A 17380-nucleotide genomic window follows, 5' to 3' on the forward strand; every position below is an offset into this window, starting at 1 on the left:
GGTCTAATCGTGATCTTTGATCTTAAGTTGAGTCCTGGCCTCCCATATTTCAGGGAAGAATCTCTTGGTAAGCGTTGAAGTCAAATAGCCCACGCCCTCCGAACCTCCGGTTCCGCGCTTCATACCGAGCATCCGTTCCACCATCATTACGTGATGATATCGCCAGAGCGATATATTTTCGTCGTGGTCGATCAACAGATCTTGCATCATAAACAGATCCGGGTACTTCTCCGGAGTGGCCAATATTTCAACGATAGACGCGACCTTTTCTTCGTGTGTGTCGGCCGCAAAACCTGAGCGGGCAAGCAACGACCAAAATGCGTCTAAAAGGCTGGGTTCGTCAAATCGCTTTTTGAGTCGGGCATACGAATACTCGTCTGACTTAAAGCTGTTTAGAATGCTCTCGTCCTTTTGGCCTGAGGCAAACTCGAGTTCGCGAAACTGCATCGACTGGAATCCGCTCGCCGGGTTGAGTTTGTCGCGAAACTCAAGGAATCCGATCTGAGCCATCGATTCAAGCACGTGGATCTGCCCTACCATAACTTTCTCAATGGCCGTCACTGCCCGCAGGCTGTGATTAACCCGAAAGGTTCGGCCCTCACCGAGCCATTTGACCGTTGCGTCCACCTCGTGAAGAACCTGCTTGAACCACAGTTCATAGGTTTGATGGATGACAATAAACAAAAGTTCGTCGTGACTCGTCGGTTCAGACAGCGTTTCCTGAAGTTCGAGAAGTTCGCGTACTTTCAAATACTTGTTGTACGAGAGCGGTGGGTTGATTCCGTATTCAGATGACATATAAGGGTTAAAAGTCTACCGCTTATCATCGTTTATGGCGTAATTTATGTCAATTTTAGCGGTTTTTCTGCAAAACGGCTGAAAACCTCTTGACACGCCAATGCGATTTCGTTAAATTTGCGTCGTCAAACTAAAAACTCGCTCAAAATATTCCCAAGGATCTTGCAGTTAAAGATTACTTTGTCCCGAGATGACGGTTCCATTTTTGGATATTGTCGTGGTCGCTTTAATGCCGACGCGGTATCGGAAATAGTGAGTTTTTGTAGAATTTGTGTTCGCGGCGATTCGAAACAAAGCGCGGCATTGAAATTTGTTTTTTAATTTTTCGGAGGATTTAAGAAGTGATGTCAAAAGCAATCGGCAAGGTCAAATGGTTTAATAACGCCAAAGGATATGGGTTCATCGAGCAGCCCGGTGAACAGGATATTTTCGTGCACTACAGCGCGATATCTGGTGATGGTTACAAGACCTTGATCCAGGGCCAAGAGGTCGAGTTCGAAGTGACCAACGGGCCGAAGGGGCCGCAGGCAGAGAACGTGGCGACTGTCATATAGTTTCATCTCGTCAAATTTACGAAAAAGGCGAGCCACAATTTGGCTCGCCTTTTCACATCTCTGATCGTGGATCTACACGAGTTCCTCGCCCTTTGCCTTAAGTGATCGCCGCCACAATTCGCGATACGACGTAAATCGCGCGACAAGGGTATTGAAATAATACCGTTGCACAAATGTCAGATTGCGATCGTCCGCCACTCGCTTTATCTGCGATTCGAGACGAGCCCGCGACTCGAATGGCGGCCGTTTGGTGGCTCCGTTAAAGTAAATATCGAAATCGATCTTGAGCTTGCGAATGTCGTCTTCAAGCCGCTTTAACGACATATCGATCTCGATCGCGTCATCTTTTTTTGACTGTGCCCCGCGGTACAATTTATTGCCGATCATCGCCATAAGATTTGGTAAGCGCCGTGGTTGGAAGGAATGGCCCTTGTTTATTATAAATTGCTAAGGCCGTTTCTATTCCGCAAACTTCGATAGGTGGGTTAAAATGCCGCTATGGAAACCGAACGAAAAGCTGTTCCTCACCAATTGCGCAGTTTGCCGTCGATCGATGAGCTGCTGCGTTTGCTCTCGACGCACTCGACCGCGTTGGAGGCCGGTCCGGTTCGCATCGCCGAATTTGCCCGGCAAGCGGTAGATTCGATCCGTCGTGAGATCCTCGCAGGAACCTTCACAAATGACGATGTAGCCGGCGAGGCCGTTTCCCGTGTCCACGATCAATGGCATCGCAGTCAGTTGGCGCGAATAAAGCGGGTGATCAACGCAACCGGTGTTATAGTCCACACCAATCTCGGTCGGGCGCCGCTATCAGAAGCGGCCCGAACCGCGATCAGCGAGGCATCCGGATATTGTACGGTCGAGTACGACCTCGAAGCAGGTGGCCGCGGACACCGTGGAGAATATGTCGAGGAACTCGTTACAAGAGTAACCGGGGCCGAAGCCGCGATCGTGGTCAACAATTGTGCAGCGGCCGCTTTTTTGGTGCTTACCGTCTTTGCGGCGAGCGGCGAGGTCATCATTTCACGTGGCGAACTCGTCGAGATCGGAGGTGACTTTCGCGTTCCGGATGTTCTCAAAGCTTCCGGTGCCGTTCTTTGTGAAGTCGGGACCACCAATCGAACAAAGATCACGGACTATGAAAAAGCCTGTAGTGAAAACACACGTATGATCCTCCGCGTGCATCCGTCGAACTACCGGATCGTCGGCTTTACTGCGTCACCGTCGATCGCGTCACTCGCTGAACTGGCCGAGAAAAAGGCATTGGTACTATTCGAGGACATCGGTTCCGGAGCGTTGCTCGGCCTCGGCGACGAACCGGTTCCGGCAAAGTCCTTGGCTGATGGGGCACATATCGTCGCATTTAGCGGCGACAAACTTCTCGGCGGCCCTCAATCAGGGATCATTGCCGGTCGCCGCGATCTGATCGAAGCGATCCGAATGCATCCGCTTTATCGTGTTTTACGTGTCGGCAAGCTCATCTATGCGGGTCTCGGTGCGACTTTGGAATCATTTGCACGCGGAACCGCTGAAAGCGAGATCCCGGTCTTGAAAATGATAGGTCAGAGTTCGGATCAAATTGAGCTGAGAGCTTCGAAATTTGTGGACACGGTCAGGTCAACCGGTTGCAAAATTCAGCTTAAAATAATTGGAGGTAATTCGGTGATCGGAGGCGGTTCGGCACCTGATATTCATCCGGTTACAGCACTTATTACTCTCGACCACCCTGAGATGTCGGCGGACGCTATTGAGAGAGCACTTAGGCGATCATCGACGCCTATCATCACCCGCATCGAGGACGATAAGGTGCTCATCGACTTGCGTACGGTCACGGTCGGCGATGAGGAATTACTGCTCAGAGCTATCGCCGACATCGGTTAGCCGTTTCGGCGAGCAAAATCCTGCATAAACCCAACGAGTGCCTCGACGCCCTCGAGCGGAAACGCGTTATATATTGACGCCCTTATTCCACCAAGCGAACGGTGTCCGCGAAGTCCGTCAAAGCCGGCATCGGTCGCCTCACTGCAAAATTTTTCCTCTAGTTCTTCGTTTAGCAAGCGAAATGTAACATTCATCAGCGATCGTACCGACCGTTCTGCGTGGCCGCAATAAAAGCCATCGCTTGCGTCGATCGCGGAATATAGATTTGTAGCCTTTGCAAGATTTCGCCGCTCGATCTCCGAAATGCCACCCTCGCTTTTAAGCCATTCGCAAACGAGTCCGATCAGGTAGATGCCCCAAGTGTTGGGAGTGTTGGGCATCGAATTATTTTCCGCATACTTTCGATAATCCAATTGTGAAGGCAATCCGTTCGGCACACGGTCTAGCATATCGTCACGAATAATTACGACCGTCACGCCGCTTGGGCCGATATTCTTTTGCGCTCCGGCGTAGAGCAGCGCGTAGCTCTCAATATCAATTGGCTTCGATAGAATATTTGACGAAGCGTCGCAGACGATGGGCGTACCGCCGGCGTTGATCTCATACTTAAATTCCACGCCCTCTATAGTTTCGTTCGAGGTGTAATGGATGTATGCTGCATTTTGCGTAAACGCCAGTTCGGCCGGATCCGGAATCGTGCGATATCCATTTTCAGCCGACGTATAAATTACGTTGATATTACCGGCTTTTCGAGCTTCAGCCAGAGCCTTTTCGCCCCATGCTCCAGTTATTACATAATCAGCTGATCCGCCTGACGGCAGTAAATTGATCGGCACCATCGAGAATTGCATTGAGGCCCCGCCCTGCAAGAATAAGATGCGATAATTCTCAGGTACCGCAAGCAATTTACGCATCCCGCTTTCAGCATTGCTAAGGATCGTCTCAAAGCGTGTCGAACGATGGCTGATCTCCATCACGCTCATCCCGCATCCGCCGACCGAGAGTAGCTCACGTTGGGCTCGTTCAAGCACCGGCGGCGGCATCATGGCCGGACCCGCACTAAGGTTGTAGATCTTCTCGGTCATACTTCCGGGACATCGGCCAAAAAGGATCGACATCCGAAGGTAAACGATATCATACGGCCGCCCGATTTACATCTGACTTTGTCACGGCCACAATTACCCGCCATAATCTTGTTTTACTTCGATTATTGGCTAAAAGTGGGTTAGAATATTTAATAACAACGAACTCTTAATTTGAGTCCGGCATCAAAGGAGCGCGCCCGTGAGGCGGCCCTTATTAACTCGGAGGAATTCAATGAATCGCAAGACATATTCGTTACTATTTTTAACCGTCGCCCTTATAATCACAGGAACGGTCTCGACTGCCGCACAGACCTTTATCACGTCCGGCTCGGTTGAACTTCTCAAGGCAGACGGTTCTCGGACGCCTGTCAGTGGTGCATTGATTGAGGTTTTTCGCACGGATGTGAAGGCAGGCTTTCCCTCCAGCAAGACCGGCAAAAACGGGTTTTTTAGTTTTGCGGGATTCCAGCCGGGCAGCATCTATGTGCTGTCGGTAAGTGCAGCCGGCTGTACGCCCGGTTTTTTGACAAACGTCAAGGCCGGTCAAGAAAAGCTACTAATTACTCTAAAGCCGGGCGACGGCAAACGTTGGACTGAAGAAGAGGTCAGAAAGGCAGTCACCGCAGGCGCTGCGGACCCTGGAACCGAGACGGTTAGCGAACAGACTCCGGAACAAAAAAAGGCACAAGCCGAGTACGAGGCTAAGCGTAAAGAGGTTGAATCAAAAAACGCCAAGGCCGAAAAGACCAACGAGGTAGTTAATCGTGTCGTCAAAGAAGGAGCGGCGGCATTTGAGGCGAAGGACTACGACACGGCTATCGCCAAATATACCGAAGGCTATGAAATCGACCCTGACTTTGTCGGAACCGCTCCGGTAATGTTGCTCAACCGCGGATCGGCACTACGCAATCGAGGCGTAGACAATTACAACAAGAATGTTAAGAACTCTGACATTACGGCGAAACTCGAAGCTTACGGAAAGGTCAAGTCAGATCTGGCCGATGCACTGGGAGTTTTCAAGAAAGCGTTTACGATGATCAAGAATGCTAATCCTGCCGATGTGCCTGATCAGAACAATTCTAATCGCACCCGTGATGAAGCCATTCGTGAATCCAAAGAAACGATCAGATTAATCGTCCTCACTGAGCAGATCGGCGAGGGAGTTATCGAAAATGCTCAGGTTATGTTGCCGGAGTACGTGGCTCTTGAGACCGATGTCGCCAAAAAAGCAGAAGGGCGGTTGTTAGTGGCTGACCTTTATCGTGTCTCCGGCGATTCTGACAAGGCGATCGAGGCCTACAAAGCCATCCTCGAAGCGACACCTGATAATATTGACGCTTTGGCGGGGGCGGGCCTGAGTCTCGTCAATCTCGGTTACATCAATGGAGATAAGACCAAACTGCAAGAAGGCGCCAACCTTTTGCAGAAGTATGCCGGCATTGCTCCGGACGGTCATAAGTTCAAGGCAGACGCGATCAGCCTAATCGATACGCTCAAGAAAGAACAAAACGTGACCCCGCAGAAGGTCACAACCAAGAAAAAGAACTAGCGTTTGTCGAACCTGAACCAATTAAGGCCGCCTGAAAAGGTGGCCTTGATTTTTTTAGTAATACGATTTTCGGCTCCTAAACACGATCTTTTGAAGGCTTTTTAACTGCGCGGATGGCAAGGTTGGAGATCGGTCTAGATACGTGCTCGGATCTGTGGTGTACCATTGGTACAAGCACACGATCGCGGAAAAGTTCCAAGAACGATGTACAATCTGAAAAGGGCGGCGGCGGGATAGATAGCAAAGGCGATCCGGAGCACTCGGCATAGTGTTACACGCGTCGTTTTGTTATGTAGCAAAATATCTTGTCGGCAAATGCAACGACAAAAAGCGAGGTTAGTTATGGAAACCGCAGAAATTCATTTGATGCTCAATTACTATCCCTTGATCGGAATGGTGATCGGTGTCCTATTGCTGCTGATCGGCCTGGGTCTTAAGAGCGAACTCGTCAAAAGGATTAGCCTTGCGATATTTATCGCAACGGCACTGATCACTTTGCCGGCGTTTGTGACCGGTGAGATCGCCGGAAAGGCCGCTTCGTTTGCGGAACCACGGGCGACCGCCCTCACGATACATAAGGCAAGCGGGCGAGCGACTATGATGGTCGTCGAGGTGACCGGAATCTTAGCGTTGATCGGACTGATCCTCTACCGCCGTAAGTTAGATTTGGCTAGGTGGTTTGTGCTCGCCGTGCTGCTCTTGACGCTCACTTCACTGGGGATGCTCGGATATACGACGCTTTTGGGACGGCATATAAAGTGGGCAATTGCTGGGCCATCAACCGTTACAACGAGTGATACCAAGCAATTGGAGTAGGTGCGGGTTAGAGAACAAGTTTACGCATCAGATGTACCATTACAGGTGCAAATAACTTCCGATCGGGCATTGGGATGAACAGGTGTTTCTAATAAGAAATGTATCAACAACCACCGCATAAATGCGGATCTGTTCCATACTGCGTAGAGTGAAAATGTCTGTCGGTATGCTGTATTGGGCAAGGTGTCTATAGTGAAAAACATAATCGAACTTCTCGATCTGCATAGTGATCTCGAATCAATGTTTCTTACACATCAGCGAGCATTGCTGCGTTTTGAATTTCCTAAAGCTCTGGAACTTCTAAACGACTATGAGCGATGCCTGCTGGTCCATATGCAGGACGAGGAAAACATCCTGATACCGATCTACGAACAGCAGGCGGTCGTCGAACGCGGCGGCAACGCCCGTCTATTGCTCGACGATCATAAACGGATGTGCAACATTTTAGAGCTATTCAAAGAGCAGATAGAGTTACTCACAACTGACGACGAACCGGACACGCGTTTATTGATGCTGCTAGACCGCGAGGCTTTTTACAAACGACTGTGTACGCATCACGATATGAGAGAGCAACAGTATCTCTATCCGAAACTCGACGCTATTTTGTCCGACGAAGAAAAGGCAGCACTGCTCGGACGAATCACGACCGACTTTGAAATTGAAGCGACTTGATCAGGATTCAGATCGAGGATTAGGAAATTTGTCCACGACGTCATCCGATCTGCGCGGCTTTAACCGAGCAAAATCTTTCTCGATCAAAATGTTGAGCGTACGCCCGTTGCCGATGTCCTTTTGAGCTTCGATCGCGACTTTTTTAGTCCCGGTCCATTCGGTCGCCTCAGCGGCAGGAATGCGAATATCTATTTGATTATTCAAAAGATCTGCACTTAGGGTCGTCGCCCCCTCGTCCCGACGGATCCGATAGACCAATCCTTCGTCGTCCGTTGGCCCGAACCCAACGGCATCTTCCAGCACGCCGGCGGCGGCAAACCGATCAACCTCCGTTTGCGTCAATCGTAGCCGAAGTGAGTCGTTTCGCATTAGTAATTTCATACCGTTCTCCGATCAAATCCTGTTTCATTTACGTTGACACGTAACACAACGAAGGTCAATCGCTCCTGTCGAGTCGGCAACCAGCTCCTTTTGAACTCAAACACTAGCGTCTGCGGAGTTTATATTCTGTAATGCAGATCTACGGCTCGCAACCGGACACTTTGATAATTGACCCAACCAAGAGTCTTGCGCCTTTATTCGAACTGTTTGCGAAATTCTTCGAATGTTTCCTTTATCGTTTCGATCTCGGTTCTGAGTCTAGCGATATCTGCTTCTAATTTTTCAAGTCTTTCGCCGCTGCCGACCCGAGAGTGCGACGTAGCCTGAGCGACGGCAAGTGCTTCGACGTCGATATCGCCGGACAAAAGGTGAGCGAACCGAGCTTCCTTTTGACCCGGCAGGCGCTCAAGTTTTAAGACGAGCGGATCATCACGCCTGATCAGGCCATCGAGCGTTTCCTGAACCTCTCCCAACCCCGAAAATTCATAAAGCCGCTCAGTCCTGGTTCGCAGTTCACCGAGCGTTTGCGGCCCTCTGAGCAACATTACGCACATCACCGCGACCTCGCCAGGCTCAAGCTCGTATATGCTTGGCAGCATATGCTTATATTTTGGTACGCGACTTGTGCTGCCGTAGTAGACATAGACAATATTTCGGTCCCGCAGACGCTCAAGCGTCTCGGTCACAATACGGTCATCGTACGACACTACAGGATCACGATTATTCTTTTGATTACAGGCGTTAACAAGTGCGTTGAGGGTCAACGGGTAATACTCGGGCGTCGTGAGCTGTTTTTCTACCAGAGCCCCAAGTATCCGCGCTTCGGTTTCATTAAGTATTTCGGGCATATTGATTATTTCAATACTACGGCTTTTCCGAAGTTTTAGTTTTGTAACTTACAATTTACATTGTGAATGTTTTAGTTGCACGAACAGAACGTGAAATTGATGAATCGTACGAACGGTTTGCCTCCGCTGCCCGCCTCGGTTGCGACACCGAGACGTCCGGCCTGAGTGCCCGTCACGGACGATTATATTCTGTACAATTCTCCGATGGCGAGGTCAACGTGCTTGTTCCCATTAGCGAGGGTGTAGGACTTGGGAGGCTAGGTTCGATCTTAGAAAATGACAAGATCATAAAGATCTTTCACAACGCTAAATTCGATCTCGATTTTCTGGTAGAGAACGGATACCGTGTGGAGAATGTGTTTGACACAATGATCGCAGAGAAAGTACTAACACGAGGTGCAGGGCAATCTGCCTCGCTTGCTGAAACGCTCTATCGCTACTTTGCAGTCGACTTGGATAAATCGCAGCGGGCCAAATTCAGCGGTAAATGGGACGGCATCTGGACCGAAGAACTTGTCGATTACGCACTTTCCGATGTGATCTACTTGCCGCATCTGATGGACGAACAAAACGCCTGGCTCAACCGTCTAGGCCTACAGGCAAAATACTCGGAGCAACTGGCCAAGATATTCGGTCGCTGATCATTTTTATACTCTGGTAATGAGCCTTTACCAGCGATGATATGCAGGATGGCCTTCTTTTACGGCGACGAAGGTTCCGAGACAGGTTGCACAAACCTTTTCATTCGCTATCAATTGAGCTTCGACGGTCGCCCGGTCTTCACGGGACTCGACCACCTTTGCCCGTAGATAGATCGTCGCATCGCTCGGCGTCGGCCTAAATAGTTTGACGTGAAAGTCCGCAGTGACGGTACAGTCGGGTTCGTCCTTGCCGTCGCGTTTCATCAGGAAATACGTTGCGGTCCAATTGGAATGGCAATCGAGCAACGCACCGATTATTCCGCCGTTAAGCATACCCGGAAATGCCTGATGATGATCTTCAGAGTGCCACTCCGCGACGACCTCATCGCCCTCCGGAAAGCTATTGATATGGAGCCCTTTCGGGTTTGCCGGTCCGCAACCGAAACAGATACTGTCCGGCGAATATCGCTCTTGCAAAGATTTTGTATTTTCCATAGTGTTATTTCCTAGATTATCACAGTCACCCTAACACTTTGGCATCGGCAAATAGAGCTAAAATAGATGGTGTCGCGAAGATCGCACTGCAGTCAATGGCGGGTAACATCAAGCTAACTTTCAGCGGTGTTTATGGTTTCGCTATCTGGAAATGAAATCATTCGCCAGCTTTTGACGGCACTTTATCGAAGATCCGCGTTGTGTGGTCGGTAACGCTCATTACCGGTTCGCGATAGTCCTCGAGCTGGGCTGTGGTTCGGGGATAAAGCTGTACATTTTGCGGAGGCGAGTATTTAGCTTGATGGGATTTAAGCCGAGCGTCGATCAGCTTTGGCACCTGACGCAAGAGCATTAAGCAAACTCCGAACAATCCCGCGAGATAAACCAGAGCGATCGTCGTAACGGCATCTTGATTAACAGCGTTATTTAGTAGCACCGCAATCAATCCGACAAGGATCCCGAGCCCGACCACAACGATCAGGAACAACGCGAGCAGGACGTAGTTGAGCATCTTGCCGGGTTTGACGTCTGCGTCGTCGTCGGCAAACAACCGTTCGCCGCAATTTTTACAAAAGCGTAGATCCGCGGGTACCGATGTGCCGCAATGCGAACAGTACATTAGTGAAAACTATTTGACCTTGATCTTTTCTTCCAGCCAGTTCGTCATACCATCGACCGATTCGATATGGATCGGCTTGCCCTGCCACGCCTTTATGGCAAAAACGACCAGCATAACCGTCGTCACGGCGGTAAAAATAAATGTGCCAATATCTGCTAAATTGGTAACACCCCCAACGATACCGAGAATTGTCGTAATGATCAGAATACCTAAATGAGCCGCCAAGCCCTGAGCCGCGTGAAACCGAACCTTTGTTTCGGATTGCGGGACGGTCAGCAGTTCGATGATCCCTGCGATCAAACCAATTGAAAACGGAAGGTAGGGCAGCGTCACTAACCAGTTTTCGGGCAAGCCGATCTTATCGAGCTTGCGCGTGCGGGACTGATCCGTTGCGGCAAATGCCGCCGGAGCGTATTGCGTTGGCACATATTGGCCATTGTACGGTGCCGAATAAGACGAAACGTCCGATCCCGCAAACCTCCGGGTTTGTTCCTCAGTAGGATTTACATACGGTAAAGTCTGTGTTTCGGCGCCGCCGTAACTTAAATCCTGAGTCTGCTGCCCCTCGGCCACCGACATCGTCTTAGCCTTTTCCGGAAATGCCGGATCGAGCGGATTGGTATCGTATTTTATCGCCATCGCTATTGAGATTTTACGACAACTTTTCTCGTTTAGTTCGATAAATCTGACACATTGATCCCGAGTTCCTTCAATTGTGACGTATCAACTTCACCTGGCGAGTCCATCATCAGGTCCTGTGCCGACGCGGTCTTTGGAAAGGCCATCACGTCGCGGATATTCTCCGTGCCGCATAGGATCATACACGTTCGCTCGACTCCGGCGGCAAATCCTCCGTGCGGCGGCGTACCATACTCGAGAGCGTCCAGGAAAAATCCGAAACGTTCGCGAGCTTTTTCGGCAGTCAATCCTAGTGCTTTGAAGTTCAAAGCCTGTATGTCCTTTTGATGTATGCGGATCGATCCGCCCGCACATTCGTATCCATTGATCACGGCGTCGTATGCCTTTGCTCTTACCTGCCCTAGTAAATGATGCTGGTTATCGTCATTTACAGCAGTCTTAAAGAGTTCGAGGTCCTCATCCATCGGAGACGTGAACGGATGATGCGCCGCGGCGTAGGAATCGCTGTCCTCTTCGTGTTCGAACATCGGAAACTCCGTCACGATCAGTGGTTTGAACAATGCACGGTCGATCAACCCCTCGCGTTTGGCAACCTCGACCCGTAATGCTCCTAGCGAGGCCGCGACCACTGATTTGCGCCCGGCGATGATCAGGACGAGATCGCCTTTTTCGGCACCGGAGGCCGCCGCGAGTTCTGCGATCTTTGCGTCTCCGAGGACCTTGAGCAGCGACGAGGTCACTTCGTCGCCGATCTTGATCCAAGCCAAAGCTCCGGCGCCGTAACGCTTTGCAAAATCCTGCAATTCGTCGAGTTGTTTCCGTGAATACTCGGCCTTACCCTTCGCGACTAAGCACTTAACCTCGCCGCCCGATGACAGAGTCGTTGCAAACGGCACAAAATCCGTTTCGCGCAAGTGAGAGCTGAGATCGATGAGTTCCATATCAAACCGAAGGTCCGGTTTGTCCGAGCCAAATCGACGCATAGCTTCGGCGTGCGTCATTCGCGGCCATTGTGCCGGCAGATCAACGCCGATCAGCTTGAAGACGTGGCCAAACATCCCTTCTATCTCGCGGTATGCCATCTCCTGGTTGGCAAATGACATTTCCATATCAAGCTGAGTAAACTCTGGTTGTCGATCCGCCCGGAGGTCTTCGTCGCGAAAACAACGGGCGATCTGGTAATACTTATCAAATCCCGAGATCATCGTAAGCTGTTTCAATATCTGCGGCGACTGTGGCAGGGCGAAGAACTTGCCCGTATGGATCCGCGATGGAACAATAAAATCCCTCGCGCCTTCCGGCGTGGATTTTAACAAAATCGGAGTTTCGATCTCGATAAATCCCCGATCGTCAAAATATTCTCGGATCGCCGAGACCGCCTTGGCACGCATTCGGATGTTGTGTTGGAGTTGCGGCCGGCGAAGGTCGAGATAGCGATATTTGAGCCGCGTCGATTCATCAGCGAGATTTTCGCTGCCGGCGACCTCGAGCTGAAAAGGTGGAACCTTGGCATCATTCAGGATCAGGATCTCACTCGCGTGAACTTCGATATCGCCTGTCGCAAGCTTTGCGTTATGCGTACCCTCACGCATCACGACCTCGCCCTTAACCGCAATGACGAATTCGCCGCGCAGATACTTTGCCTTTTGGTGGGCCTCACCGGCATCATCTTCGTTCATTACGACTTGGGTCACACCCTCGCGATCGCGCAGATCTATAAATGTAAGTACGCCGAAATCACGTTTTTTGGCTACCCATCCCATAAGCACAACTTGTTTACCAACATCGTCCTCACGAAGTTCACCACAAGAATGTGTTCGTTCCAAATTTCCAAGTACATCCAACATAAAATTAATTAAACTGATCGATCCTCGATCAGACCCAAGGCCAATTCTGGTGTTCGGTCGCTGACGGCAGTGGTTGCGTCAGTTCTGGATCTTTCGTCAGTATCGCTGATAAAAACACAGACCGCTTAGCCATCGCCTATTTTTCTGATTCCTCACCCATTAGTCAATCTGCTCGAATAAAGTCATCCATTCAGCATACTAGGGTCTAAAAATAGAATCTAGAAAAATAATAAAGTATCGGCGCCCCAAAAAGGAGACTATCAAGCCGGTCGAGCAAGCCCCCGTGGCCGGGCAGGATCGACGCCGCATCTTTTGTTTTCGAGCCGCGTTTCATCGCGCTTTCGCAAAGGTCGCCAAGCACCCCGACGGCCGCCAGTACGATCGCAAGCGGTATCGACCATTTGAACGGCAGTTCCGGGAAGAACCAAAATGTTGAAAGTACCGCGAACGCCGCCGCCGCTACGAGGCCGCCGATAAGTCCCTCGACCGTCTTTCCGGGCGAAATGTTCGGAGCTAATTTATGCTTACCAAAAGAGCGTCCGGCAAAATATGCTCCGGCATCCGAACCAAAGATCACCAAAAAGAAATAAGCCAGCAAATGCGTCGACAAGTTCGAACCGTTTTCAAACCCGACCCGCGTTGCAACGAGAAATCCGCCTAGAAACGCCACATACAGTACACCAACGATAGTGACTCCGATGCCGGTGAGCATCTTAGAAAAATCAGCCTGAAACCGAAACGTCTGTGAGATGAGCACCGCCACGATCAGCAGAGCGAGCGTCAGCAGCAATATTTCAGGCATTTTTGCCGGAGCGTCAAATATAAATCCGACAAACAGCACCGCCGCCCCGGCATAACCGATCGCTGCATCGGCCTTGAGTTCGAGCTTTTTCGTAAGCGAGTAAAATTCGAATAAACCGGCGGCCAGAGCGCTTGCGGCTATCACCACGAATAGCCATATCGCTTGGGGATAATAGATCGGAAGTATTATCGAGGCAATGATGATCGGCAAAGCGATCGCGGCCGTTAGCAATCGAGTTTTCATAAAATACTATTGACCATATTTACTTCACCCCGCCGAAGCGGCGGTCGCGCTTCTGATAGTCAATGATGGCTTCAAATATCTGAGGCCGCCTGAAATCCGGAAACAGAACGGGCGTCACATATATCTCGCTATATGCGATCTGCCACAACAAAAAATTTGAGATTCGAAATTCACCGCTAGTCCGGATCAAAAGGTCTATCTCCGGCAAACCGTTCGTAAATAAATGGCGATCAATGTCTGCCTCGGTCAGACTGCTGATCTCGCGGCCTTCTTTCAACAACTGCACCATCGCGAGTTGCGCGGCACGGGTGATCTCCGCACGTCCGCCATAATTGAGTGCGACGTTCATTATGAGTCCGTTGTTATTTCGGGTCTTTTCGGTTGCCGCCGCTAGCTCTCGCTGTACGTCGGGTGACAATCCGTCAATATCGCCGATCGTCTGAAAACGGATATTGTTGTTGTGAACCTGATCGAGTTCTCGTCGAAGTACGCGCTTGAGCATTGACATTAGGCCCGAGACCTCGGATCTGGGCCGCTTCCAGTTTTCGGTCGAAAACGCGTAAAGAGTGACTGCTTTGACCTCTAACCGGGCACAGGTGTCGATTATGGCCTTGACCGACTCCGATCCGGCGCGATGGCCATATATTCGCGGTTTTCCCTGCCGCTTCGCCCATCGTCCATTTCCATCCATTATGATGGCGACATGTGCAGGCACACGCTCGGGATCGATCGCATCCAATAACTCGCTCTCGGCCGTATTCGCTTTGACAATGTCGGCAAAATTCTCTTTCATTAACAAACGATCGATGACTTTCCCGCCGAGATCATCGTAGTCGAATACAAATATTCTCTTAGTCTAAATTTCTCTTGTCTCTACACCGACTATCTCGCTGCGCCGGATTGTTCCATATATGTGAGGATAAACTTCGCCGCCGGTCGATGGCTCCTCGACCAACCTGGCGCCCATCTGACCCGTATCGACTGTCAGGAGTACCAGGCTTTCTGCACCATCGTAATAACGCTCGATCACGGCATCGAGTTGATGGGCGTAGCTACAGTGAATAAAGCCCTCCGCAGCCAAACTCGCTGATGAGTATTCATCACCCTCGAACGCATCCCAATCCCTAGGCAAAACGATGTGAAATATTAGCATTTAATCGTAATCCACCCTGACGAGTGTCAATCCCTGAGCAGGCGCCGTCTTTCCCGCAAGATCTCTGTTTCCGGTAATTATTGCTGTCTGAATTGTATCAGAATCCTTAACGTCGTGCCCCACCTCGAGCATCGTCCCGACAATCGAACGGACCATATAACGCAGGAAACCCGGGGCCGTTATGCGAAATGTAATTAGTGATGCCTGGGCTCGGTCATCCCAGGCCGACTCGACCGTAAAATCAACTATGGTTCTGACGCGATTCTCTCCATCCGCTTGAGCAGAGGAGAATGCGGTCCAGTCGTGTTCACCCAAAAACAATCTTGCTACATCGTTCATTCGGCCTACGTCGAGCGGACGAACCTCGTGATGGGCGTACCGCCGCCAAAACGGCGAGATGACCGGAGCATTCACGACTCGATAGACATACGTCTTCATCTTTGCTGAAAAGCGTGCGTGAAACTCTTCGGGCGCAGTTTCGGCTTTCATTATACGAATATCCCGCCATAGATTACCGTTGATCGCGTTCTTTAGTTTCTCGGGCGTAAAGCCGCGATTCATTCTCAAGTTGGCGACCTGCCCTTCGGCGTGAACGCCGGCATCCGTGCGCCCTGAACCGACCACCTTGACCTCAGCGTCCTCCAGCATACTCGTCACGCGTTCGAGTTCGCCTTGGATCGAGCGGGCATTTTCCTGCACTTGCCAACCGTGAAAGTCAGTGCCGTCATATTGAATTAGGAGTTTGTAGTTCATCTTGTGTACAACACGTCAGATCGCTCGCGGCATATCAATGACAGTTGGCCGCACTAGATTCGGATGTCGGCCGCCTCACGCAAAAAGTAATTACAATGTATCTCCTGCCTGTCTAGTGAAGCGCCGGCGCCGTTCACCCTAAGGCATCCAGTCATCGATCGCCGCCGCAAATCTGGCAGGTGCTCCGGCGTCCATCCGCAGATACAACGCGGGTTCGATCAGTTCGATCTCCATTAGAATAAATTTCCCGTTCGCATCCTGAACGAGATCGACGCGAGCGTACAACAATTTGCAATCGATAGCCGAAATTGCTTTTTTGGCGGAACTTATCAGATCCGCGCCCGGATCAACGGCCGTTATAATGCCGCCGTGTTCTTCCTGAACTCGGAAATCATCCGCCTTGGGAGCTTTCAGGATCGCGTGGCTATATTCGCCGCCGAAATAGAAGACGGAATATTCGCCTCTCTCTACTATGGAAGTGACAAATGGTTGAACCATAAAAGGTCGCCCCACAAATACCTCCGTAAGTTCCGGATCATACTCAGTCAAGCGGTATGTGTGCATTGCCGTCGCACTGACGGTCGGCTTAATGATCAGTTCCTCGGAGCCGAGATCGGCCATCCATCTGTATAATGATCGTTGATCGTAAATGCCATCCCAGATCGTCGGTACGATAGCGACACCACGCTCTTCCATTTCGCGCAGATACCGCTTATCAAGATTCCATTTAACGATGTCGAGCGGATTCTGGAGTTGTGCAGATGAGCGGTCGATCGCGTCCAGCACTTGCAGAAACTCTCCAGGACGCTGCTGATAGTCCCAAGTCGTTCGAATGATCGCGATCTCAAACTCATCCCAGTTTACGGCCCGATCGCTCCAGGATAATGTCGAGACTTCCCATCCGCGATCGCTTAGGGGCTCGATCGCAAGTTCGTCATCTGCCACATAGTGTGCAATATCGTCCATCGTCAGGAAACACAGTTTTCGCTTCATTTTGCCAGTACCGTCCTGCTTCCCGGTTTTACGGCCTCAAGGCCTTGTGCGCACATTGGACATACATCCGGCGAATAGCTAGGCACATCGAGCCGAACGAGTTCGGTTCGAGGCACTCCAACGTCCGCTACTCCATTGGAGCGGTCAACGATCGAAGCCGCGGCGACCACTTTGCCGCCGTTGGACTCGACTGCGGCGATACATTCGCGTGTCGAACCTCCCGTCGTGATCACATCTTCGACAACCAGTATCCGCTCGCCGGGCTTGACCGTAAAACCACGGCGCACGGTCATTTCGCCATTTTGCCTCTCGGTCCAAATAAATCGCACATTCATTGCGGCAGCGACTGCGAATCCTATCACGAGGCCGCCTATTGCCGGCGATGCAACCGTATCGATCTCAATATTTCGGTTCTGTTCTGCGATCTGCCGTGCGAACTTTGCCGCGTCTGTTGGGAATTGCAGAGCCAATGCACACTGGAGGTACTTCGGGCTATGTAGCCCGCTGGACAAAATAAAATGCCCTTCGAGTAGAGCATTTGTGCCGGAAAAGTGTTCGAGAATGTCGGTCATTATTTGTTTGGTTTTACGCTTGGCTGATTAACCGTTAAA

At 50.7% G+C, this 17380-nt stretch carries 21 protein-coding genes; 6 read left to right on the forward strand and 15 right to left on the reverse strand.

What is annotated here, in order from left to right:
• Positions 1-3 precede the first annotated feature (3 nt).
• Positions 4-798: a tryptophan 2,3-dioxygenase gene (locus IPQ00_12740; GenBank protein ID MBL0241426.1), complete on the reverse strand. Its 795-nt coding sequence runs from the start codon at positions 796-798 to the stop codon at positions 4-6.
• Between the two features lie 344 nt (positions 799-1142).
• Here IPQ00_12740 and IPQ00_12745 point away from each other — a divergent pair, with 344 nt between their 5' ends.
• Complete coding sequence (locus tag IPQ00_12745) at positions 1143-1352, forward strand: cold-shock protein (protein ID MBL0241427.1); 210 nt, start codon at positions 1143-1145, stop codon at positions 1350-1352.
• 72 nt (positions 1353-1424) lie between these two features.
• Here the strand turns inward: IPQ00_12745 and IPQ00_12750 are convergent, their stop codons facing one another.
• Entirely contained in the window at positions 1425-1739 is a 315-nt protein-coding gene (locus IPQ00_12750) for a hypothetical protein (protein ID MBL0241428.1), read from the reverse strand.
• A gap of 111 nt (positions 1740-1850) precedes the next feature.
• Between IPQ00_12750 and IPQ00_12755 the strand changes: the two genes are divergently transcribed.
• The gene (locus tag IPQ00_12755; GenBank protein MBL0241429.1) at positions 1851-3233 is read left to right on the forward strand and encodes an L-seryl-tRNA(Sec) selenium transferase; all 1383 of its coding nucleotides are present in this window, start codon (positions 1851-1853) and stop codon (positions 3231-3233) included.
• On the opposite strand, the gene serC is transcribed toward IPQ00_12755, so the two are convergent.
• Complete coding sequence (gene serC, locus IPQ00_12760) at positions 3230-4318, reverse strand: 3-phosphoserine/phosphohydroxythreonine transaminase (GenBank protein ID MBL0241430.1); 1089 nt, start codon at positions 4316-4318, stop codon at positions 3230-3232. The two genes, IPQ00_12755 and serC, sit on opposite strands and share 4 nt — an antisense overlap.
• Positions 4319-4550: 232 nt before the next feature.
• Here serC and IPQ00_12765 point away from each other — a divergent pair, with 232 nt between their 5' ends.
• The 3 genes from IPQ00_12765 to IPQ00_12775 all read left to right on the forward strand — a co-directional run bounded on the left by IPQ00_12765 (position 4551) and on the right by IPQ00_12775 (position 7355).
• Positions 4551-5867, forward strand: a complete 1317-nt coding sequence (locus IPQ00_12765) for a hypothetical protein (protein ID MBL0241431.1) — start codon at positions 4551-4553, stop codon at positions 5865-5867.
• 342 nt (positions 5868-6209) lie between these two features.
• A complete protein-coding gene (locus IPQ00_12770; protein MBL0241432.1) occupies positions 6210-6683 on the forward strand; it encodes a hypothetical protein in 474 nt (157 codons plus the stop codon).
• Positions 6684-6875: 192 nt separating this feature from the next.
• Positions 6876-7355 (forward strand): hemerythrin domain-containing protein, encoded by a 480-nt coding sequence (locus tag IPQ00_12775; protein ID MBL0241433.1) that lies wholly within the window; start codon positions 6876-6878, stop codon positions 7353-7355.
• Here the strand turns inward: IPQ00_12775 and IPQ00_12780 are convergent, their stop codons facing one another.
• Together IPQ00_12780 and IPQ00_12785 are read right to left on the reverse strand one after the other, a co-directional pair.
• On the reverse strand, positions 7356-7736 hold the full coding sequence (locus IPQ00_12780) for a hypothetical protein (GenBank protein MBL0241434.1): 381 nt from the start codon (positions 7734-7736) through the stop codon (positions 7356-7358).
• Positions 7737-7930: 194 nt separating this feature from the next.
• Positions 7931-8584 (reverse strand): YceH family protein, encoded by a 654-nt coding sequence (locus tag IPQ00_12785; GenBank protein MBL0241435.1) that lies wholly within the window; start codon positions 8582-8584, stop codon positions 7931-7933.
• 62 nt (positions 8585-8646) lie between these two features.
• Between IPQ00_12785 and IPQ00_12790 the strand changes: the two genes are divergently transcribed.
• Positions 8647-9225: a hypothetical protein gene (locus tag IPQ00_12790; GenBank protein ID MBL0241436.1), complete on the forward strand. Its 579-nt coding sequence runs from the start codon at positions 8647-8649 to the stop codon at positions 9223-9225.
• A 27-nt stretch (positions 9226-9252) separates the two neighbouring features.
• Here IPQ00_12790 and IPQ00_12795 read toward each other — a convergent pair whose 3' ends face one another.
• The 10 genes from IPQ00_12795 to IPQ00_12840 form a co-directional block, all read right to left on the reverse strand.
• Positions 9253-9720 carry a PaaI family thioesterase gene (locus tag IPQ00_12795; protein MBL0241437.1) on the reverse strand — a complete coding sequence of 156 codons (468 nt, stop codon included), beginning with the start codon at positions 9718-9720 and terminating at the stop codon, positions 9253-9255.
• Between the two features lie 157 nt (positions 9721-9877).
• On the reverse strand, positions 9878-10339 hold the full coding sequence (locus IPQ00_12800; GenBank protein MBL0241438.1) for a hypothetical protein: 462 nt from the start codon (positions 10337-10339) through the stop codon (positions 9878-9880).
• A 9-nt stretch (positions 10340-10348) separates the two neighbouring features.
• A complete protein-coding gene (locus tag IPQ00_12805) occupies positions 10349-10978 on the reverse strand; it encodes a hypothetical protein (GenBank protein ID MBL0241439.1) in 630 nt (209 codons plus the stop codon).
• Between the two features lie 32 nt (positions 10979-11010).
• Entirely contained in the window at positions 11011-12825 is a 1815-nt protein-coding gene (gene aspS / locus IPQ00_12810) for an aspartate--tRNA ligase (GenBank protein MBL0241440.1), read from the reverse strand.
• Positions 12826-13030: 205 nt separating this feature from the next.
• Positions 13031-13870, reverse strand: a complete 840-nt coding sequence (locus IPQ00_12815; GenBank protein MBL0241441.1) for a phosphatidate cytidylyltransferase — start codon at positions 13868-13870, stop codon at positions 13031-13033.
• A gap of 19 nt (positions 13871-13889) precedes the next feature.
• Positions 13890-14663: an isoprenyl transferase gene (locus tag IPQ00_12820; GenBank protein ID MBL0241442.1), complete on the reverse strand. Its 774-nt coding sequence runs from the start codon at positions 14661-14663 to the stop codon at positions 13890-13892.
• Between the two features lie 63 nt (positions 14664-14726).
• On the reverse strand, positions 14727-15023 hold the full coding sequence (locus IPQ00_12825; GenBank protein ID MBL0241443.1) for a DUF952 domain-containing protein: 297 nt from the start codon (positions 15021-15023) through the stop codon (positions 14727-14729).
• Positions 15024-15776 carry a tRNA pseudouridine(38-40) synthase TruA gene (gene truA, locus IPQ00_12830; protein MBL0241444.1) on the reverse strand — a complete coding sequence of 251 codons (753 nt, stop codon included), beginning with the start codon at positions 15774-15776 and terminating at the stop codon, positions 15024-15026. It abuts the gene before it with no gap.
• Between the two features lie 138 nt (positions 15777-15914).
• Positions 15915-16769: a hypothetical protein gene (locus IPQ00_12835; protein MBL0241445.1), complete on the reverse strand. Its 855-nt coding sequence runs from the start codon at positions 16767-16769 to the stop codon at positions 15915-15917.
• The gene (locus tag IPQ00_12840) at positions 16766-17341 is read right to left on the reverse strand and encodes an orotate phosphoribosyltransferase (GenBank protein ID MBL0241446.1); all 576 of its coding nucleotides are present in this window, start codon (positions 17339-17341) and stop codon (positions 16766-16768) included. The genes IPQ00_12835 and IPQ00_12840 overlap by 4 nt, the downstream gene beginning before the upstream one ends.
• Positions 17342-17380: the final 39 nt, after the last annotated feature.

It is taken from the genome of Chloracidobacterium sp. (assembly GCA_016720705.1).
Lineage (GTDB): Bacteria > Acidobacteriota > Blastocatellia > Pyrinomonadales > Pyrinomonadaceae > OLB17.